Below are 20,760 nucleotides of genomic sequence, written 5' to 3' on the forward strand. Positions count from 1 at the left end.
TTTGAAGTTGTACTAAATTGTAACCGGCAGGTTTTAAGGGATGAGAGGATTTTATTTGTTAATTTATATGGAGCTAAGGTAAATTAAAGTAACTCTTTTTAACTAAAAATATACAGCTGAATTTAACTTATTGCGTACTTACTATTTGCATATAATGCTGGGGCTATAAGTATAACGGTACAAATAAAGCCCTAACCATTAGCTAACGGCAGTGTTACGGTAAATACTACACCATCACCTTGTTCGTTGTTTTGCGCGGTTACACTGCCTTTATGGTAGTCGCACACCAGCCTTACAATATAAAGCCCTAACCCCAAATGTGGCTGTTGCTGCATTTGCTGGCTACGTACCGACACCATTGAATCAAAAATATGCTCAGTGAGTCCTTCGGGTAACGCAGGGCCTGTGTTTCTCACTGTTAATGTTGCTTTATTTTCGCTCTGCTTAAGGCCTACATTAATAGCCGTATTGGCTTCACTAAACTCCAGCGCGTTATTAATAAGTTTATCAAGCAGCTGAGCTATAAACTCCGGTGCACCTTGCATAGGTAATTTGTTTTGGCATACATCAAGCGTAAATAACTGGTTTGGGTAAGTAAGCTGATAGCCTTGCATACAGCCATTTATCACTTTTTGTAAATCAAAAGGCTCAGACTCGTTGCTTTGAATACTCTGCTCAAGGCGGGTGGCTTCGCTCATGGTGGTTATTATTTTACCTAAGCGCTCAACGCCTTCGCTGGCCCGATCGAGGTATTTTTGACTCAGCTCGTTCTGTGGCAAGCTTTGTAAGTTTTCGAGTGATGAGCGCACTACGGCAACTGGCGTGCGCAGCTCGTGGGATAACCGTGACGACATATTTTCTAAGTAATCGGTATAGCCACCAAGTCGGCTCACAATATTTGAAAAACTACGAGACAGGTCGCCAATTTCATCGTTTGCGTCGCTGTAATTAATACTCCCTGTAACACGCCCTTGTGCATCAATTGCTTGTTCAGCTGTATCGCGCAGTCGCCTAATTCGGTTCGATATACGTGAGGCAAAAAAGAATAAAGTCACAGTACCAATTAGCATCACAGCTAAAATAACGTTAAAGAGTTTTTCAAGTGACTTGTTACGCAGCGTACGTACGCCGTTTGTGGTTTCCTCTGCTATTACCGCGCCAATTACTTGGTCTTGAATCCAAATAGGGTAAGCGGCCGATAAAATAACGGCTTTGCTGTCAGGGGTTAAGCGCCAAGACGATGCTGGTTGTCCTTTTAATGCTTTCGCTAAATGTGTGCCCTGCATAGAAGCTACATCGTGCAGGGTATCTAAAAACTCATTTTCGGGGCGCGTTAATATTTTATAGTAAATTGGGTGTAAGTAATTTTGCTCAAAGCGCTGCCACCAAGTTTCAGGTGCTTTATTAGCAAGCCCATCAGCCCATACGCCATCTGCATTTTGAATAGTACCCGATTGCGCAAGTACGCGATGATGGTTATCAACCACCCAAATGCGGCTACCACTGTGGCCCATACCTTTTAAAATACGGCTAATTTCTGGGGAAGGGACTAATACCGAGCCCAAATCGTTTGGGTTATTTAAGTTTGAGGTTGACATTATTTTAGGCTCTAACAATGCCTCTTTACTATCTATATCAACAATAGCAAAGCCAAGTTTGTTGCCCAGCATGCTAATAGGAAAGCGCAGCTCTACGTTATAACCTGATTCGGTACTTTCAAAATAGCCCTGAATTTTTGTAAAAGGGGCTTTGGTATTTGCATCAAACGCATTAACCCAGCCATCTTGGCGTGGCGCAATTATATAGGTATTAAATTGGCCGTCAGGTGTTTTTAAGCCAATTTGTAAATAATCGTTATTGGTAATGCTTAAACTATTTTTAGCGCGATAAATAAGGGTATTGTCGGTGACTTTAAATACGGCGTATAAGTAGTTATCAAATTTTCCCACCATATGATCAAACGATAAGTCACTGGCTTGATGTTTGTTATCTGTTTTTTGTAAGTAGCGCTTGTCGTAGTGCCAAAATAACGGCTGGTAGCTGTCCCAATCGTTAAGTTTACCGTCGAGCTGAATAGGGTTTTTAAGATTATAAGCGTATAAATCGCGACCTTTTACTACTTGGTCTAAAAAGTTAGTTTGCTCGTCAAATAACGCAGGGCGCTCATGCAATGCGGTAGCAAGTGCTCGAGTGGTGCCTACGAGGGTTTTTTCTTGGCCTTGGCGTAAAAACTTTTCCATTTCCCATACGTACTCGTAGCCAAGCCACGGTAGTAAAAACAAAAAACATGAAAGTAATATAAATTTACTGCGCAGACCAAATCGTAGCATTAGTGTTGTTCCCACCGATAGCCCATGCCATACACTGTATCTATGCAATCAAAGGAGCTGTCGAGTGCTATAAACTTTTTACGAATACGTTTTACGTGTGAAGTAATGGTGCTGTCGTCTACATAAATTTTTGCATCGCTCATTAATTCGTTACGGCTTTTAACATGGCCTGGTCGCTGGGCGAGTGAATGCAGCATCCAAAATTCGGTTACGGTTAAATCAACTAATTGTTGCTGCCAAAATACCTGCATACGTTGCGTGTCGAGCGTTAACGGCCCGCGTGTTATGAGGGCGTTTGCATCAGCAGGTTGTTCAAGTGCCTCCATTCGGCGAAACAGCGCACCAATACGCGCAGCCAAGTGAGCCAAGCTTATGTCTTTTGTTAGGTAGTCGTCGGCGCCCATGCGCAGGCCGCATACAGTATCTATTTCGCTATCGCGGGCGGTTAAAAAAATAATAGGCAGTGTTTTAGAAAGCGATCGCAATGTTTGGCACAGTAAAAAACCACCATCTATTTCATGGCCTAGGCCAATATCAACAATGGCTAAATCGGGCAGGGCATTTTTAAATTCAGCTTCAGCGCTGGCGCGATCTGCAAAGCCACTTACTTGGTAGCCCTGTAAGCTCAGCATTTCTATGTAGTTTTCGCGGATTGCGGTTTCATCTTCAACGATGGCTATTTTTTTCATTCTAATCATTATCCTATCGGCTCTGCTGTGCACTATAACGAAGTTTTTAAGCTAAGTACGCTTAAAAAGGCAATTGCCATTTTTTTGCCACAATTGCTCAGCAGTTTGCCATTTTTGATCCCCTTTGTTGCCACTTGAGCTTGTTTTAATACACCCATCAAAACAAAACATCACAAATTAAAAAGTAAGTTTAAGGATCAAATCATGAAGAAGACATTAATCGCGTTAACACTGGTTGCTAGTTTTTGTACTCCAGCAATTGCCTCAACATCCAACACGCCATCAAAAGAAGCCCATAAAGAAACGGCTATTGGGCTAGGTGCAGGCGCTATTATTGGCGGCGTAGTGGGCGGGCCAATTGGTGCGTTTATTGGGGCATTTACCGGTGGTTTAATAGGTGATTCAAAAGTAGCTGATAACAAAATTGCAGAGCAAGAGCGTGCAATTACGGTTATGAAAGAAAAAACCAGCGATTACCAACACGTGCTTAACCACAACAACGTGTTAGAGCAACAGGTAGAGGTGCTTGCCAATCAAAATGAGCAATTAACTCAAGTTCAAATTAATAACTTATTAGCGATGACGGTACAATTTAAAACAGGTTCAAGTGTTATTGCCCCGCATTTTGCACTGCAGTTAGACCAACTCGTTACCTTGTTAAACAATCAACCACAACTCGTACTTGATTTAAGTGGCTTTGCCGATCAACGCGGCGATGAGCAAGCCAACCTTTTACTTTCTAAAGTGCGTGTAAATGCCGTGCAAAGCTATTTAATAAAACACGGCGTGAGCCATAAACGCTTAAGCACGCAGGCATTTGGCGAGCAGCAAACGTTGGCTAATAGCAACACGGTGGAAGATAACTTTTTTGATAGACGCGTAACGCTTACCACTCGCTCAATGAATAGTGTAAATGGCCAAACGGCGAGTAACTAAAACTAACTGAATCTAAGTAAAGCTAAGCGTTCGATGGAGTGATTTATGTTTAAATTGAGTAAACCAACCAAAATGCTTACTAAAGTAAGCATTTTTATATTCATAGCGATTGTGCTGTTAGCGAGCTTTAAAAGCCATGCGCAATCACCCAAGTTAGAGCTTTTTGATAGTAATGGTGCGCCAGCAGGCCCAGCAATAATATTAAAAAGCGATGCCAATATGACCTTAACTGGCCTAATTAATCATGTTGTAGTAATGCAGACTTATCAAAACGAAAACCCGTTTGCAGTTAACGCGCGCTACGTTTTTCCATTGCCTGATGAAAGCGCCGTACATGCGATGACGATGCGTATAGGGGAGCGAGTCATTAAAGGCCAAATTGATAAAAAGGTAGAGGCCGAAAAAAAATACGAGGAGGCTAAAAAAGCAGGTAAGCAAGCTGCCCTAGTACGCCAGCAACGCGCCAATATGTTTATTACGAATGTGGCAAATATTGGTCCTGGTGAGCAAGTGATTATTGAGCTTGAGTATCAAGAAATAATTGACTACAGCAGCGGCACATTTGCTATTAGATTTCCTACTACTATTACACCGCGTTATCACGCGATTAGTGGTGAAGTTGAGGTTAATACTCAAAATCAAGCGCATGTTAATCCGCTCCCAACGGGATGGTTAAGCCCTGTTTACAGCATTCAAAACATCACTCAAAATAGTACTCAAACTGATAACGTACCAAGCAGCCAATTTAGCTTAAACATAGATATAGACGTAGGGTTAGAGCTGGTGGATATCAATTCTAAATTTCATAATGTTGATGTGCAAAACACTGCGTTTGGACAATATAAAATAGCGTTAAATGAGACAAATGCAGTTAATCGCGACTTTGTACTTGAGTTTAAACCGCTGCAAAAAGAGCAAGCTCAAGCTGCATTTTTTACTCAGCAGTTTGAAAATGGTGACCGATACGGCCTTGCTATGCTAATGCCACCGGGGGATCACTTTACACAAACTCAGCGATTACCTCGCGAAATGGTATTTGTAGTTGATACGTCTGGCTCTATGCACGGGCAATCTATGGAGCAAGCTAAAAAAGCGTTGTTTTATGCGCTGTCATTACTTGATAGCGACGACAGCTTTAACATTATTGGTTTTGATAACATAGTGACTCCAATGAGCGATAAACCACTTATAGCCAGCGACTTTAATTTACGCCGTGCAGAGCGATTTATTTATAGCCTAGAAGCCGACGGCGGCACAGAAATACAAGGTGCGCTTAATGCCGTACTTGATGGCAGCGAGTTTGATGGTTTTGTACGCCAAGTTGTATTTTTAACTGATGGTAGTGTTAGTAATGAGGATGCATTGTTTAAAAATATTCAAAGTAAATTAGGTGATAGCCGCTTATTTACAGTGGGTATTGGCAGCGCACCTAACAGCTTTTTTATGCGCCGAGCGGCAGATGTCGGTAAAGGCTCATTTACGTTTATAGGCAGCACAAGCGAGGTGCAACCTAAAATGCAGCAGTTGTTTGATAAGCTTGCACATCCGGCTATTACTAATTTGGCGCTAAGCGATGAAAGCGGTAACAGCTTAGATTTTTGGCCGTCACCACTGCCTGATTTATATTTTGGCGAGCCTATCATGGTCGCTATAAAACTTAATAATGCCAAAAGTGTGGTACTTGCTGGGCAAACAGCACAAGGGCCTTTAAGTATTAAATTAAGTACACAAAATAGCTCAAGCGCTCAAGGTATAGCAAAACTGTGGGCGCGCCAAAAAATTAAGTCATTACTTTTATACAACGAGCAAAATACAGTTAAAGATGAAGTACAGGAGCTTGCACTTACTCATCAATTACTTAGCCCATTTACTGCTTTTATAGCGATTGAACAAACTCAAATAAAAGAAGTGGCAGAGCAAACGGCGCAAGCTACTAATGCATTACCACAAGGTATGGCAATGCGTTTACCGCAAACCGATGGGCAAAGCAGGTTACATATATTGCTAGGCTGTATTTTATTATTGGGATTTGCTGCTCTTAAAATGAACCGATCATTTAAATTAAGCAGGGCACGTAAATGAAAAAGTGGCTAAGCGCGGGCTTACTAATCGCTGGGCTTGGATTATTTGGTCACGGTGCTTATATGCAGGCAAAAGCGTGGCTTGCTCAAGTATTAATTGAACAAGCATGGCAAGAGGCGCTTAAATCACCCAGCACTAAAGTAAAACCGTGGTATTACGCCGACAGCTACGTGACTGCAAAGCTTGATTGGCCAAGCCATAATAAAACATTAAGTGTATTGGCTGGAGCGAGTGGTCGTAATTTAGCGTTTGCGCCAAGCCAATTTTTACCCGCAGGGGAGCTTGGCGGAAAAGAGTTTAGAAACGAAAAAGGCGCGCTAATAGCAGGGCATAACGACACCCATTTTGCATTTTTACAACACGCCAAAGTGGGGGAGGCGTTTACTTTGCAACTGCAAAGTGGGGTGATACAAAATTATAAGGTAACGGGGATTGAGGTTATTCATCAATCCCAAAACACATTTTTACAAACACCCGGACTGTATTTGCTTACCTGTTACCCTTTTGATTCGCTTGCCTCGGGTACTGATTTAAGATTGCTTGTATCTGCGCAAATGTCTTCGCCCGATTCACTAAGCGGTATATCAACCACAAGTTCTTGATGGCGCTGGCTTACCATTACACCAATAAATACCACAAATATGCTCAGCCATTGCCAAACGTTGAGCACTTCGCCCAAAATAATAGCTGACAAAATAAGTGTAAAAATAGGAATTAAATTAGAGTACGCAGCAGCGGTTAATACCGATACTTTACTAATTGCATAGTTGTACATGCCGTAGCCGCCAAGGGTTACACACGAACCTAAATACAAAATGCTCATGAGCGCAGTTAAGTCGTGTTGGTTTTCGCTTGGTAGGTCGATAAAAAATAAAAATGGCGCAAAAAACAAGCTGCCGCTAATACCTTGCAACGCAATTAAAGTCAGGGGCGAGTAGCGATTAGCTAAATGTTTAATACTTACGGTATAAAATGCAGCGCACACCATAGCCATCAACTCTAAAAAGTTACCCAGCAACGGATTAGGTGCTTGGTCGGTACTTGGTGAAAGAAGCGTAAGTAAAATACTGCCGCCAATACACAGCGTAAAACCGACCACGATGGATTTACTTATGTATTCTTTAAGCAATAAAAAGGCAAGCAGCGCAATAATAATGGGCAAGCACGACACAATAACACCAGCCTGCGAGGCCGATGTGTATTCCATTGCATGGCCTTCAAATAAAAAGTACAAGCAAGGCTCAGCAAGCGACATACCCACTAAATACTTCCAGTCACCTTTTAAATACTCAAACCGAATAACGTAGCGCCATAAACAAAGCGACAAAACTAACGTGGTGAGCATGCGTAAAAATATCACCAATGCAGGGTCGTAAATGGCAATGGCGTATTTAAGCGCTATAAAAGAGCTGCCCCATAAAAAGGTGGCAATAATTAAACATAAACTGGCAGGCATAGAGAGTAATTTACTTAATTTAATAAAATCAGATCCTAGCATGAAAATTTTTAACTTGTTCAAAAATACCGAGCTGGTATAAATTAATTCATCTTTAATTAATCAGTAGTAAAAAGCACATGCAAAGGGAACAGGTAATAGTTGTAAAGCTTGGTACAAGCGTACTAACTGGCGGCACCGATAAGCTAGACAAAGCACATATGGTTGAATTAGTACGCCAATGCTGCGAGCTTAAAAAACAAGGCCACCAGGTTATTTTAGTATCGAGCGGCGCGGTTGCTGCTGGGCGCGAACAACTATTAAAACCCTGTGGCAGAAGCTTAATTGATAAACAAATGCTTGCTGCAATTGGACAAGGTCAACTTATTCATATTTGGCAGAGCTTGTTTGCTTTATATGGGGTAAATGTGGGGCAAATGCTGCTTACTCGCGCTGATGTAGACGACAGAGAGCGCTACCTTAATGCCCGCGATACACTCAATGCATTATTAAGTTACGACGTTGTACCCATCATTAACGAAAATGACGCAGTCGCTACCAGCGAAATAAAAGTAGGCGACAACGATAATTTATCGGCACTTGTCGCTATTTTGGCTAATGCTAATAAGTTACTGCTACTTACCGATCAAGAAGGGTTATTTACCAGCGATCCGCGCACAAACGCCGATGCCACCCTCATTGGTGAAGTAACACATATAAATGATGAGCTGCGACAACTTGCTGGTGGCAGTGGTACAAATTTAGGCACCGGCGGTATGGCGACTAAACTGCAAGCCGCCGACATTGCAAGGCGCGCAGGTGTTGAAGTTATTATTGCTAAAGGCGCAGGAAAAAACGTTATTTTAAAATGCATGAGTGACGAGTTACCAGGCACGCGTTTTTTAAAACTCACCGCTCCAAAAGATGGCCGTAAAAAATGGTTACTAGCCGGGCCTAAAAGTACCGGCCAAATTGTTATAGATGCAGGTGCTATTGGCGCCCTTCAAAATAAAGGCGCAAGCTTACTTGCTAAAGGCGTTACTAATGCATTTGGACGTTTTGAACGCGGTGATTTAATTGATTTAATAGATAATAAAAATCAAGTAATTGCACGGGGCTTAACGCGCTTTAGTAGCACCGAGGTAAATAAAATAAAGGGTGCGCATTCTAGTCAAATAGGCCAATTACTCGATTACGATAGTGGCGCAGAAGTACTTCATAGGGATGATATGGTCTTGCTATAGAAGCACTTTTAGTAAATTAAATTACTTGAGTGTAATTCTCGCAGTATTACACTTTTTTGATTGTAAATTTGTGCTAAAATCTGGCTCCTTAAATTGTTGTAAGCAGAGCACAGAACATGAAATTAGTTCGTTGGTTTTTAGGTTGTATAATCTTATTCTTTAATTTTGTATTTACTCCTCGCAGTAAAAAGCGTGCAAGCGACAAGCAAGCACAGCTTGATCAGCAAACCTCACAATTTAAACTGTATCAATTTAAAGCATGCCCGTTTTGTGTAAAAGTACGTCGCGCCATTAAACGCGAAGGCTTAAACATAGAAACGCGTGATGCAAAAGACAATGAGCAATATCGTCAAGAGCTACTAGAACAAGGCGGCAAAGTTAAAGTGCCTTGCCTGCGTATAGAGCAAAACGGCCAAGTACAATGGCTGTACGAATCAAACGATATTATTGCTTACTTAAACAAAGTAGCTGCATAAACCACTTTTATTATCTCACTTATTTAAAGAGAATATACCATGACAATTCGCACCCGTGTTGCCCCGTCGCCAACTGGTGACCCGCATCTTGGCACCGCTTATATCGCCTTATTTAACTACTGTTTTGCTAAACAACAAGGCGGTGAATTTGTACTTCGTATAGAAGATACAGACCAAGTACGTAGCACGCCAGAGTCTGAACTTGCGATTATGGATAGCCTACGTTGGTTAGGGCTTGAGTGGGATCATGGTCCTGATGTGGGTGGCGAATTTGGTCCTTACCGTCAATCTGAGCGTAGCGATTTATATAAAAAATACGCGCATCAGTTAGTTGATGATGGTAAAGCGTTTTACTGCTTTGCAACAAGCGAAGAGCTTGATCAAATGCGTGAAGAGCAAATGGCAGAAGGCCTACGCCCTAAATATGACGGTCGTGGTTTAAACCATACAGATGAAGAAATTAAAGCAAACTTAGCTGAAGGCAAACCTTACGTTATACGTATGAAAATCCCAAGCGAAGGCACATTTAAGTTTAACGACTACTTACGTGATGAAATTGAGATCCCGTGGGAAAACGTAGACATGCAAGTGCTTTTAAAAGCGGATGGCTTTCCAACGTACTTTTTAGCGAACGTAGTTGACGACCACCATATGGAAATTAGTCATATTTTCCGTGGTGAAGAGTGGATTAACTCAGCACCTAAGTTATTAAAACTGTATGAAGATTTTGGTTGGGAAGCACCAGTACTTGGTCACTTACCATTACTACGTAACCCAGATAAATCAAAGCTGTCTAAGCGTAAAAACCCAACGTCTATTAATTACTATAAAGAAATGGGCTACCTGCCAGAAGCCGTGCTTAACTACTTAGGCCGTATGGGTTGGTCAATGCCAGATGAGCGTGAAAAGTTCACGTTAAACGAGATGATTGAAAACTTCGACATGAAGCGCGTATCGCTTGGTGGTCCAGTATTCGACGTAGATAAATTAAGCTGGTTAAACGGCATGTGGATCCGTGAAAATCTAACCGACGAGCAGTTAATTCAGCGCTTTGTTGATTGGAAGTTTAATGGCGAAATGCTCGCTAAAATATTACCAGAAGTTAAAACACGTATTAATACGCTGTCGGATATGGTTGAGCTTGCAGGGCACTTTGTAGGTGGTATTCCAACTTACGATCCTGCGCTATTAACAGCCGGCAAAGCAGACGAAAACGTGATTCGCCAAGCGCTACAATTTTTTGTATGGCAGCTTGAAGGTTTACGTAGCTTTGAAAAGCCCGCTATTTTTGCAATAGCAAAAGAAGTTGCAACATTCCACGAGCTTAAGATTAAAGACTTTTTAGAGCCAATATTTGTCGCAATTACTGGCAAAACGTCAAGTACGTCAGTGCTTGATGCAATGGAAATATTGGGGTCTGACTTATCACGTGCTCGTTTACGTGTTGCACTTGCTCATTTAGGTATTTCTAAAAAGCAGGCTAAAAATATAGAGCGTGCGTACCGCGAATACCCAAGTGCATAATTGCTAAAATGTACTTTTAAAAGCCGAGCTTTATTAAGCTCGGCTTTTTTGTTTCAGGCTGTTTAGCTATATGACATCGTATTTTGATATTGTTTAGCCTAAGCATTCACAATTTACTAAATGCTACAATGCGGCATATAAACTCATAGGAGGCAGTATGATTGCAACCGTTAAAAACAAAGCTATTTTTAGTAGTAATACATTTTCGATAAACCTTGTTACTTACCCAACCAATCATAGCGTAATGAACCATATTGACCCTGTGCAGCAAGGGCGCTATTACAAGCTCAACTTTGTATTAGAAAAACCTAAAGCGGGTGGGGTATTTAAATGCTCAAAATGCATTATAAATTTATTTAATCGCGTGTATTTATTCAGACCCGATAAGTACGAACACAGCGTATCTAAAATCGAGTCTGGAAAGCGTGTACTACTGAGCTTTGCGCTTAATATATAATTTATTAATAGTCGTAGGCCTGTCCGGTGCATAAAACAGATAGGTCGCAGTACGATACAGACGTTTCACCACAAGAATTGATAGTAAAAGCATTTCCGCCTCTATTCATAGTATCATTCTTAAGTGCGTCAATGGCGTGAGACTTAGCGCGGTTATAGCTAATATTAGGCTTAGCATCACGATTGTTGCTAACACAGAACTGCCCTTCAACTCGACCTAAAAGTTTAGCACCGCTTTCGTGCGCCTCTTGATCACTATAAAACTGTTGAAGATCTCCTCTAGCAACACGAGTACTGACCTGCTCTGCTAAAATATCTTTAGTTATATTGGTATGGAAGCGAGCTCCAGAACAACCAGCTAAAATAATGAGTAAACTTAAGGTTGCTGTGACTCTTAGCATATCTAATTGATCCATCAATTTATTAATTTCGTTAGGAAATAAAGATACCCATTTAATTTAATACATGCAAGGCTAATAGGTTAATAAATTGTTTGTATTTGTAAGTGACTTAAATACTACTGAGCATAGGGTAAGTAAACAAAAAGAAGTGGCAAATATTAACCAACCAATGGCATAAAATAGCCCACTCTAAGCGCTGCGTTTTATAAAAAACATAGCCATACCCCAAGCCTGCAATAAATGAAACCAATACATAGTTAATTCCTCCAGCAAAATGTGCCAAAGCAAAAATACCTGCAGTAATTACAGGAGCAAGTATTGCTAAACGGGTCGGTGTAATTATTTTGTTAAGCTTAGTTTGTAGTAAACCTCTAAATAAAGCTTCCTCGGCAACACAGGTAAATAAAAGATTAATAGCAATAAAGGCTAACCAAAAGCCAGGAACCTTAGGGTTAAAGCTTACAAGTCCAAGTATTAAAGCCGCAGTGAGCGTAGCTAAAACAGTAGCAATAATTATTAAACTGGCTTGTTTAACGTTTAATGGGCCCGCTTTATTAGAGTCTGCTTTTAAAGTTTTTTTATTCGAATAAAAGTAAGCACAAAGAAATAACCCCGCCATAGCTTTATCAAAATTAGCATAAAGAGTAAAAGTAATCGCATCGCTTGAAATACGCTCGTTTATAACAATGGGGAGGTTATTAAAACCAGGTACCCAATGAAGTGCTAATGCTAATGAGGAAACTATAAAAACAGTACTTAAAGTAGCGCGTATTATTGCCTGCTTTGTATTTAGCGCACAGTAGTATAAAACAACGTAAAGCCCGGTTAACAGCAGGGCATATAAATTTATATAACTTTGAAAATATGCACTTACAACACTTAAAGCTAGTAAGTAGTGCCAAAGGGGTTGCCGCATTATTGATATTTTGCAGTACGGAAAAACACATATAATTGATAGCGCTAATAAATAAAAGGTCATTGTTTTTTATTGCTCTGTTTTATTTAGCAACTAATCTAACAGATTCGACCTCTCAGTATTTTTTTTCTGGTAATATAGATAGGTTATAAGCAGTTTAAGCAGTGAACAAACTATGTTAAGTCCTTTTTTTCAGCAGCATGCTGATTATGTTTCTATCTCTCGTGAGCAGGGTTGTCGATTCGCTAAATGCGTTGCTGACGATTACAATCCACTTCACGACAAAGATGCCAAAAAGTTTTGCGCGCCAGGAGACTTACTTTTTTCATTGGTACTAGACCGCTACGGTATTAGTGAACAAATGGAATTTACTTTTGCCGGTATGGTTGATGAAAACACCAAACTTAACTTCCCTGAAGGGGCTGATGAGTTTGATGTAACCAATGGCGAAAAGGTTATTTTAAAGGTAAAGCGCAAAGGTAAAACCAGCCAATGCCCAGCACTGACTAATAGCCTAATAAAAAATTATGTTGAGTTTTCTGGTACTACTTTCCCGCATGTAATTATTCCATTAATGGGTAAGCAAGAGGTAATGATTAACCCTGCTCGCCCAATGATCATTTACGAATCAATGCTTATCAACCTTGATAATCTTGATATTACAGCACCAGAACTTGAGTTTGCAGAGCCTAGTTTTGAGTACGCCGGCAAGCGCGGAAAAATTACACTACGTTTTAACTTGTTAGAAAACGGCGTTAAAGTGGGTAGTGGTGAAAAGCATATGGTAGTTTCGGGTATACGCGAATACTGCCAAGCAACAGTTGACGATTTAATAGCGTTTTACAACGAGCGTAAAGCGACACTAAAGCCAGCTTAAAGCTACAGCAAATTATAAAAGGCGCTAAATACAGCTGTTATTTAGCCCCTTTTTTATTGTTTTAGCGCTAAAGTGAAAGTGAGCAACCACGATTAAATACTTTTCTGGACTGGTTAATTTACGCAGTACAGTAATATGCGTACAATAGCGCTCTTTGTTATTTTAAAGCTAAGCCTATGTCTGCCACTACGTTCTCATCACTTAATCTCGACCCGTTATTATTAACAGCGATTGAGCAAAATAATTACACTCAACCTACCGCAATTCAGATTAAAACTATTCCGCCTATTTTAGCCGGAAGTGATGTAATGGGCAGCGCGCAAACAGGTACTGGTAAAACCGCCGCCTTTGTTTTACCTTTATTACATAAGCTTTTAAATACCCCTAAAAAAGATGAGCAAGGCCTTGCCCGCGTTGTAATTTTAACGCCAACCCGTGAGCTTGCTCAGCAAGTATTTGCAAGCTTTGAAAAGTACGCACAAGGCACTAATATCAATGGCGCTTTAGCCTATGGTGGCGCAAGTATTGGCCCTCAAATAAAAGCACTTAAAACAGCGCAAGTTATAGTGGCAACACCTGGGCGTTTGCTTGATCATATAGTTAAAGGCAGTGTGGTACTTTCAAGCGTAGACTCCTTAGTGTTTGACGAAGCTGACCGCATGCTTGATATGGGGTTTATTGATGAAATTAGACGTATATTGCGACATATCCCGGGCGATCGCCAAACTTTACTATTTTCAGCTACGTTTGATGACAGCGTGTTTGAACTCAGTAAAAAACTACTTAAAAACCCAGAGCTAATTGAAGTTGATAAACGTAACTCAGCCGCGGTTGAAGTAGAGCAAGTTATTTACGCTGTAGATGAGGATCGTAAGCGCGAACTTGTATCGCACATGATTGGCATGAAAAACTGGCGCCAAGTGCTTATTTTTACTCGCACAAAACAAATGGCTGATCAGCTTGCTAAAGAAATGTGTAAAGACGGTTTAAAAACCGAATCAATCCATGGCGACAAATCGCAAGGCGCACGCGACCGTGCATTGCAAAACTTTAAAGAAGGTATTACGCGCGTACTTGTTGCAACCGATGTAGCTGCGCGTGGTTTAGATATTTCTACACTTAGATACGTAATTAACTTTGAACTACCATACATTGCCGAGGATTACGTGCACCGTATTGGCCGTACAGGTCGTGCTGGTGAGCAAGGACTTGCTATGTCGCTGGTAAGCCTTGATGAGCAATGGCTGCTAGAAGAAATTGAAGTACTACTTGATACGCGTTTAACGCCGCAGTGGTTAGAAGGTTACGAGCCTGATCCTAATAAAAAGCCAAAAGATAATCGTAAAAACACCAACAAGTCGCGAAAAGATCGCGATAAAAAACGCATTACAGGTAAAAGAGAGCCAAGCAGACGTCGTAAATAATAGCTTTTATTTTGCTTTTTTGCCTATACTGGAGCTACTAAATAGCCGAGGTAAAGCTAATGTTTGAAACTGATCAATGGGCATTTTCTGGTATTGATGGCCAGATATCTTTGCATAAATGGCAAAAAACCATAGATCTTATTACGGGGCTTTTTTCAGCCCCGTCTGGTTATATCGTACAGGCAACAAGTAAAGGCTATCGCGTTGTTATCAGAAGTAACGAAGGTGGCTCTAACTTTGAGACAAATCCCATACTTCCTCCTCAAACACCTCTTTTTTGTCGTCACGTTGCTGAAACTAATAATATTTTATATGTTAATGATGCAAGCAATAACGATGCATGGAACACCCTACCAGAAGTAGTTGAAGATGGTGTTGAATCCTACCTAGGCTTACCTATTCATTGGCCTGAGGGCGAAGTGTTTGGCACGCTATGCTTAAAAGACACTAAAATAACAAGCTATACCGATGAATATTTTGAACTCATAGAGCAACTACGCGATTTAATTGAAGATGATTTAGCACTTGTGCATAGCTATGAGCAAATGCGCGAAATAGCCATGTTAGACTCATTAACGAATATTTATAATCGTCGAGCACTTAACTTATTAGCCCAGCAAAAACTTAACTTAGCGCTGCGTTTAGGCTTTGACGTGTGTTGTTTGTTTATTGATATAAACGACTTTAAAAAATTAAACGACACCTGCGGACATGAAGTGGGCGACAAAGCATTGATTATATTGGCAGATACGCTAAAAACGCATTTAAGAGATGCCGATATAGTAGGGCGTTTAGGTGGCGATGAGTTTGTTGCAGTAATGCAAGTAAGCGATAAAAGCAAGATTAACTACATCATGGATAAAATTTCGACTGAGTATTCAAAAGCCTTACTCAAAGAAGACGTTTGCGATTTATCGCTAAGTATTGGTTATAGTTTTACTAATAAACAAAAGCAGCCATTTGAAGCGCTATTAAATGATGCAGACCACGCAATGTATAAAAATAAACAAGCGTATAAGCTCGCTAAAAAAGCATAATAAAAGGAGGTTCGTCATGACTCATGCCACACAAACTTGGCTGGTTTTTTCTGCGATAGGTTTTATTTTTTCCTTAGCAATAATAAGCTTATTTGAAACGTTCCCTAGCATTAGATTTATATCTAATGAGGGAATAATTTTTGGTGTTATGTGCTCCTCTATGGGGTTTGCCTTAAAAAGGCTTGAGAGTAATAACCAAAAACACCTTCAATAAATAGCTTAAGCTGCAAATCTTTACTTGTATTTATTAATTAATTTTTCAAAGAACGGACATAAAAAAGCAAGCCATGAGGCTTGCCAAGAAGGGTGTTAATTAGCTCTAACATAGCTTTTAAGCTATTAGCTTTTAAGCTATTAGCTTTTCCGCAAGGTTCAATTCCATAATGGCTTTTAATAAACGGTATAAATTAATTGACGCGTCAATTTCTTCTTTACGGTTTGTTAAGCTTTCAATATTTAAGCCCAGCGGTACATCTAAATGCGCACAGCTTTTAAGTATTAAGTCGAGGTTTTCGCGGCAAATACGGACTGATTCGCTTAATGTATTGTCTGCATCAAGCATGCGCCATTTAGTTGCCTCTGGCACTGAGATACCCAACCATTGCATAAAGTCTAAGGTTTTTTCGCCGCCGCACGGGGTAAACGTTAATATAATACGTTGAGGTGTAATCCCTTGTGCTTTACATGTACGTGCGTAGCTAGTAATTAGCTCTATAGTAGCTTGTGCGTCGTAAACAGCTTGCGATATAAAAAACTGACAACCTTGTGCTGTTTTTTCTATTAATCGTTCGTGCTCATTTCGTTTACTTGAATGGCGCTCGGCAATCGTAACGCCACCTAAAAAGAAATCATCTGATTGCTCAGCCATCGCTTTATACGCATCTGGCAGGCTTAGCTTTATATCGCCTATCGATGACGGGCTACCTACTAAAACAACATTTTGTAAATTGTAGTCGTTTTTAGTTTCACTTAGCCAATCTTTAAATTCGCCTACGCCACGCTGCGCCACACTTTTATAAGTAATCACATCTTGTGCAGATAAATTACGAAGTAAATGGCTGTATTCACGCGGATCAACGGTTTGTTTAAACGCAAATGGGCGGTCTTGATTAGTGCGGCTGCTTTCGTCTTGAATGTCATAAATTATCACGCCGTCGTATTCAATTTCGTGTAAGCGACCTAATAGCTTTTCTGCAATGGTTTTTAATTGCGCTTTATCGGTGCCAATTTTAGGCGGGGTAGTACCAATAAGATAAACACCTTGGTTGGTGTCCACTATCTTCTCTTTTAGTGATAAAGCCATAATCCTCATTCCAGCTAAGTTTGTTTTGATGGATTTAATATAGCAGCCATTTAGACGTCTAGATAGATTTATTTAGTGAAAGTTTTTCAACTAACATGATGTTTATTCATAGTGCTTGTTCCCATAATTTATAATTGACACAGTTGTTTACATAATAAATTCCCTTTGGGCTCTTATATTTATTGGCTTTGGGGCATAATTAAAGAGTTAAATCTGACAACAAATTTGCTCAATTTAAAAAGGGACAATAATGAAATTTAAATTATTAGCAACCAGCTTAGCGGTATCGCTGGCGTTAACGGGTTGCGCCATGCAACAAAACCGAAGCACGCAAACAACAGCACAACAAGAACAAGTAAATAAAGCTGATGATCGTGTTTTTTCGCAAGATTATTTAATTGAAGAGCTAGAAAACGGCTTGCGTGTCATGGTTGTTAAAACCGATTACCCTGATGTGGTGTCGCTGCAAATTCCGGTATCGGTTGGGTCGCGTAACGAAGTTGAAGAGGGCAAAACAGGCTTTGCTCACTTTTTTGAACACATGATGTTTAAAGGCTCACAAAAATATCCTGAAGATGTGTACTCAGACATATTAAAAAATTCAGGTGTTGATAACCGCGCTTATACAACAAACGATTTTACAAACTACCATTTAAACTTTTCAAAGCAGCATCTTGATAAAGTACTTGAGCTTGAAGCTGATATTTTTCAAAACTTAACTTACACCGAAGAGCAATTTAGAACAGAAGCACAAACGGTAAAAGGTGAGTACTTAAAAAACAACGCGAGTCCAATTCGTAAATTATTAAGCGCTGTACGCGAAGAAGCGTTTGATAAGCACACGTATAAACACACCACTATGGGCTTTTTTAAAGACATAGAAGCGATGCCAGATCAAATGGCGTACGGAAAAGAGTTTTTTGCTAAATTTTATAAACCTGAGTATGTGTCACTTGTTATTGTGGGCGATGTAGATCCACAAGCAACAATGGCAATGGTTAAAAAGCATTGGGGTAGCTGGAAAAAGGGTAACTATGTTGCTGACATTAAAGCAGAGCCTGTTCAACAAGCATCAAAATATTTGCACCAGCAAGATGAAGCGCTACCAGGACATTGGTTACTTGTATCCTACAAAGGCGCTGCGTGGGAGCCTGCTAAAAAAGACAGAGCGGCGCTTGATTTAATCTCACAGCTTTATTTTTCAAGTAATTCAGATTTATATCAAGAGCTAGTGGTCGACAAACAAATTGCCAGCCAAATGTTTACCTATAACCCAGAGACCAAAGATCCGGGTTTATTACACGTATTTGTTAAAGTAGAAAACGCAGATGATTTAGCCACTGCACGCGATGCAATTAACCGAACTTATGCAAAAGCACGCACTGAGCTTGTTGATGAGCAAAAGCTCAGTGATTTAAAATCGAACCTTAAATACAGCTTTATTAATGGCTTGGATTCATCGCAAGCGATTGCATCAACCCTTGCCAGCTACATGCATTTTGAGCGCGATCCTGAGGTTATAAACCAGCTGTATAAATCGGCAGATAACATCACCAGCGCAGATATTAAAGCCGTTGCTAATAAATACTTTACTGATAACGCACGTACCACATTAACAATGTCGGCACTTGATAAAGCCCCAGGTTTCGAGCAAGAAGTTGATTTAAATGCGCTTACTGCAAAGCTTGAACAAGCACCTGCGGCACCTGTATTTAAAGTGCTTGATAAAACCAATAGCTCGCCATTAATTGATGTTAACTTTTTATTCAATACCGGTGCGGCTGCCGACCCACAAGGTAAAAAAGGTGTTGCTGCGTTAACTGCGGCTATGCTTGCACAAGGTGGCTCAGAGGCGACAAGCTATAAAGATATTCAAAAAGCACTTTATCCGCTTGCGGGTAGCTTTGGCTATCAAATAGATAAAGAAATGCTGTCGTTCCAAGGACGTATTCACAAAGATAATGCGGCGCAGTGGTATACACTTGTGAGCGATCAATTACTAAACCCAGGTTTTAGAGATGACGATTTTAAGCGCCTTAAAAAAGAAATGATCGACGGCATTAAGTCAGGCTTAAAAGCATCTAACGATGAAGAGCTAGGCAAAGAAGTGCTATACAGTGCGCTTTACAAAAATCACCCTTATGAAAGTTACAACTACGGTGATATTTCGGATTTAGAAGCGTTGACGCTAGATGATGTTAAAGCGTTTTATAACAGCGAGCTTACGCAATCTAAACTCACGGTTGGCTTAATTGGGGCTGTGCCTGCAAAGCTTAAAGCTAAAATGATGAGCGATTTTGCAACGCTACCAAAAGGTGAGCAAAGCCGTTTAAGTATTCCTGATGCACCAGCGCTTAAAGGTCATCATGCAACTATTGTAGAAAAATCGGCGCAATCGACAGCGGTATCGTTTGGTTTTCCTATTGATACAATAAGAAGTAGCGAAGACTGGACAGCCCTTTGGCTTGTGCGTTCGTACTTTGGTGAGCACCGTAGTTCTAACAGCTTTTTATATGAGCGCATTCGTGAAACTCGCGGCATGAACTATGGCGATTACGCATACATTGAATACTTTCCACGTGGTATGTTTCAAACCAAGCCTGATGCAAACCTAGGGCGCTCTGAGCAAATATTTCAAGTGTGGTTACGCCCACTTCGCTCTAATAACGATGCGCACTTTGCAACACGTACCGCTTTGTTTGAGCTAGATAAGCTAATTAAAAATGGTATGAGCGAAGATGACTTTGAAGCTACGCGTAACTTTTTAATTAACTTTGTGCCGCAAATGGTTGCAAGTCAAAACCGCCAATTAGGTTACGCACTTGATAGCGAATTTTACAACACAGATAGCTTTGTAAGTTACGTAACTAACAAACTTAAAACGCTAAGCGTTGCTGATGTAAATCGCGTTATTAAAGAAAACTTACAAACAGACAACGTTCACTATGTATTTATTACTGGTGACGGCGCTGATATGCAAAAACGTTTAGCATCGCAGCAAACATCGCCAATGATTTACAACACTAATAAACCTGCTGAGTTGGTTGCTGAAGATAAAGTGATTGCTGATTATAAACTGGCAATTCCTGCAAAAAATATTGAAGTGATGAAAGTCGATAAAGTATTTCAATAATTTAAGTGGTTTTTAAACTATCTTGAAACGTATAAAAAATGCCCCAGTGCTTTAAAGCTCTGGGGCATTTTTATATTAATACTTTAAGCCAAAGCAAAGACTTGTTACTAATAAAATAAGCTCGTTACTAATATCATAAGCTTGTTATTAATAGCATACAGCCAACACCGAGTGTAAAGCTAATTAAAGAGCTTATAGCAATAGCTACAATAAACTTTTGCGTTGATTGGACTTTAACCGTTTCATCTACTTCTAAGTCGTCTAGTTTTATAAGCTCGCCTTGGCGCACTTCAAATACTGCGCATAAAGCCATTGTGGTTTCTTTTGATGCCGCACCTTCTTTCTCTACACGCTGAACGGTACGCAAGCTTACATCGCAGGCATCGGCAAGTTGCTGTTGCGTCCAATTAAATTGCTGCCTAAGTTCTTTTATTGTTTTAGGATTAAGTTGCATGCGTTTATTTACCTACCACCAAGTCAATTAACGCAAAGGTTGA

The 20,760-nt window shown here is 40.3% G+C and carries 19 protein-coding genes; 12 read left to right on the top strand and 7 right to left on the bottom strand.

Annotated features, from left to right (window positions below; genetic code table 11):
* Positions 1-191 precede the first annotated feature (191 nt).
* Together pdsS and pdsR are read right to left on the bottom strand one after the other, a co-directional pair.
* Complete coding sequence (gene pdsS / locus CXF89_RS11865; RefSeq protein WP_121954694.1) at positions 192-2,330, bottom strand: proteobacterial dedicated sortase system histidine kinase; 2,139 nt, start codon at positions 2,328-2,330, stop codon at positions 192-194.
* Complete coding sequence (gene pdsR, locus CXF89_RS11870) at positions 2,330-3,019, bottom strand: proteobacterial dedicated sortase system response regulator (RefSeq protein WP_121954695.1); 690 nt, start codon at positions 3,017-3,019, stop codon at positions 2,330-2,332. The genes pdsS and pdsR overlap by 1 nt, the downstream gene beginning before the upstream one ends.
* Before the next feature lie 204 nt (positions 3,020-3,223).
* On the opposite strand from pdsR, the gene pdsO reads away from it, so the two are divergent.
* The 3 genes from pdsO to CXF89_RS11885 are packed head-to-tail and all read left to right on the top strand — an operon-like array spanning position 3,224 to position 6,639.
* The gene (gene pdsO / locus CXF89_RS11875) at positions 3,224-3,955 is read left to right on the top strand and encodes a sortase-associated OmpA-like protein PdsO (protein ID WP_121954696.1); all 732 of its coding nucleotides are present in this window, start codon (positions 3,224-3,226) and stop codon (positions 3,953-3,955) included.
* 45 nt (positions 3,956-4,000) lie between these two features.
* Positions 4,001-6,037, top strand: coding sequence for a marine proteobacterial sortase target protein (locus tag CXF89_RS11880; RefSeq protein ID WP_121954697.1), 2,037 nt, complete (start codon positions 4,001-4,003; stop codon positions 6,035-6,037).
* Positions 6,034-6,639: a class GN sortase gene (locus CXF89_RS11885; RefSeq protein ID WP_121954698.1), complete on the top strand. Its 606-nt coding sequence runs from the start codon at positions 6,034-6,036 to the stop codon at positions 6,637-6,639. Before CXF89_RS11880 ends, CXF89_RS11885 begins: the two co-directional genes overlap by 4 nt.
* On the opposite strand, the gene CXF89_RS11890 is transcribed toward CXF89_RS11885, so the two are convergent.
* The gene (locus CXF89_RS11890; RefSeq protein WP_024593285.1) at positions 6,534-7,493 is read right to left on the bottom strand and encodes a DMT family transporter; all 960 of its coding nucleotides are present in this window, start codon (positions 7,491-7,493) and stop codon (positions 6,534-6,536) included. The two genes, CXF89_RS11885 and CXF89_RS11890, sit on opposite strands and share 106 nt — an antisense overlap.
* A gap of 119 nt (positions 7,494-7,612) precedes the next feature.
* Here CXF89_RS11890 and proB point away from each other — a divergent pair, with 119 nt between their 5' ends.
* From proB to CXF89_RS11910, 4 genes are all read left to right on the top strand, one after another.
* Complete coding sequence (gene proB / locus CXF89_RS11895) at positions 7,613-8,716, top strand: glutamate 5-kinase (RefSeq protein ID WP_121954699.1); 1,104 nt, start codon at positions 7,613-7,615, stop codon at positions 8,714-8,716.
* A 116-nt stretch (positions 8,717-8,832) separates the two neighbouring features.
* Entirely contained in the window at positions 8,833-9,192 is a 360-nt protein-coding gene (locus CXF89_RS11900; RefSeq protein ID WP_121954700.1) for a glutaredoxin family protein, read from the top strand.
* A 39-nt stretch (positions 9,193-9,231) separates the two neighbouring features.
* The gene (gene gltX / locus CXF89_RS11905) at positions 9,232-10,716 is read left to right on the top strand and encodes a glutamate--tRNA ligase (protein WP_007581594.1); all 1,485 of its coding nucleotides are present in this window, start codon (positions 9,232-9,234) and stop codon (positions 10,714-10,716) included.
* Between the two features lie 157 nt (positions 10,717-10,873).
* Positions 10,874-11,173, top strand: coding sequence for a hypothetical protein (locus CXF89_RS11910; RefSeq protein WP_021032137.1), 300 nt, complete (start codon positions 10,874-10,876; stop codon positions 11,171-11,173).
* A gap of 4 nt (positions 11,174-11,177) precedes the next feature.
* Here the strand turns inward: CXF89_RS11910 and CXF89_RS11915 are convergent, their stop codons facing one another.
* Positions 11,178-11,573: a hypothetical protein gene (locus CXF89_RS11915; RefSeq protein WP_121954706.1), complete on the bottom strand. Its 396-nt coding sequence runs from the start codon at positions 11,571-11,573 to the stop codon at positions 11,178-11,180.
* A gap of 109 nt (positions 11,574-11,682) precedes the next feature.
* Positions 11,683-12,552, bottom strand: a complete 870-nt coding sequence (locus CXF89_RS11920) for a CPBP family intramembrane glutamic endopeptidase (RefSeq protein ID WP_121954701.1) — start codon at positions 12,550-12,552, stop codon at positions 11,683-11,685.
* Between the two features lie 112 nt (positions 12,553-12,664).
* Here CXF89_RS11920 and CXF89_RS11925 point away from each other — a divergent pair, with 112 nt between their 5' ends.
* The 4 genes from CXF89_RS11925 (at position 12,665) to CXF89_RS11940 (ending at position 16,041) form a co-directional block, all read left to right on the top strand.
* Positions 12,665-13,366, top strand: a complete 702-nt coding sequence (locus CXF89_RS11925) for a DUF3581 domain-containing protein (RefSeq protein WP_007581602.1) — start codon at positions 12,665-12,667, stop codon at positions 13,364-13,366.
* A gap of 176 nt (positions 13,367-13,542) precedes the next feature.
* Complete coding sequence (locus CXF89_RS11930) at positions 13,543-14,790, top strand: DEAD/DEAH box helicase (RefSeq protein WP_024593280.1); 1,248 nt, start codon at positions 13,543-13,545, stop codon at positions 14,788-14,790.
* 59 nt (positions 14,791-14,849) lie between these two features.
* Positions 14,850-15,827: a sensor domain-containing diguanylate cyclase gene (locus CXF89_RS11935; RefSeq protein WP_121954702.1), complete on the top strand. Its 978-nt coding sequence runs from the start codon at positions 14,850-14,852 to the stop codon at positions 15,825-15,827.
* A 16-nt stretch (positions 15,828-15,843) separates the two neighbouring features.
* The gene (locus tag CXF89_RS11940) at positions 15,844-16,041 is read left to right on the top strand and encodes a hypothetical protein (protein WP_024590050.1); all 198 of its coding nucleotides are present in this window, start codon (positions 15,844-15,846) and stop codon (positions 16,039-16,041) included.
* Between the two features lie 132 nt (positions 16,042-16,173).
* Here CXF89_RS11940 and CXF89_RS11945 read toward each other — a convergent pair whose 3' ends face one another.
* Complete coding sequence (locus CXF89_RS11945) at positions 16,174-17,130, bottom strand: methylenetetrahydrofolate reductase (RefSeq protein ID WP_121954703.1); 957 nt, start codon at positions 17,128-17,130, stop codon at positions 16,174-16,176.
* Positions 17,131-17,380: 250 nt separating this feature from the next.
* Between CXF89_RS11945 and CXF89_RS11950 the strand changes: the two genes are divergently transcribed.
* Complete coding sequence (locus CXF89_RS11950) at positions 17,381-20,263, top strand: M16 family metallopeptidase (protein WP_121954704.1); 2,883 nt, start codon at positions 17,381-17,383, stop codon at positions 20,261-20,263.
* A gap of 133 nt (positions 20,264-20,396) precedes the next feature.
* Here CXF89_RS11950 and CXF89_RS11955 read toward each other — a convergent pair whose 3' ends face one another.
* Complete coding sequence (locus tag CXF89_RS11955; RefSeq protein WP_121954705.1) at positions 20,397-20,717, bottom strand: helix-turn-helix transcriptional regulator; 321 nt, start codon at positions 20,715-20,717, stop codon at positions 20,397-20,399.
* Between the last annotated feature and the right edge of the window lie 43 nt (positions 20,718-20,760).

Origin of the sequence: Pseudoalteromonas sp. MelDa3 (genome assembly GCF_002863625.1) — a bacterium.
Lineage (GTDB): Bacteria > Pseudomonadota > Gammaproteobacteria > Enterobacterales > Alteromonadaceae > Pseudoalteromonas > Pseudoalteromonas arctica.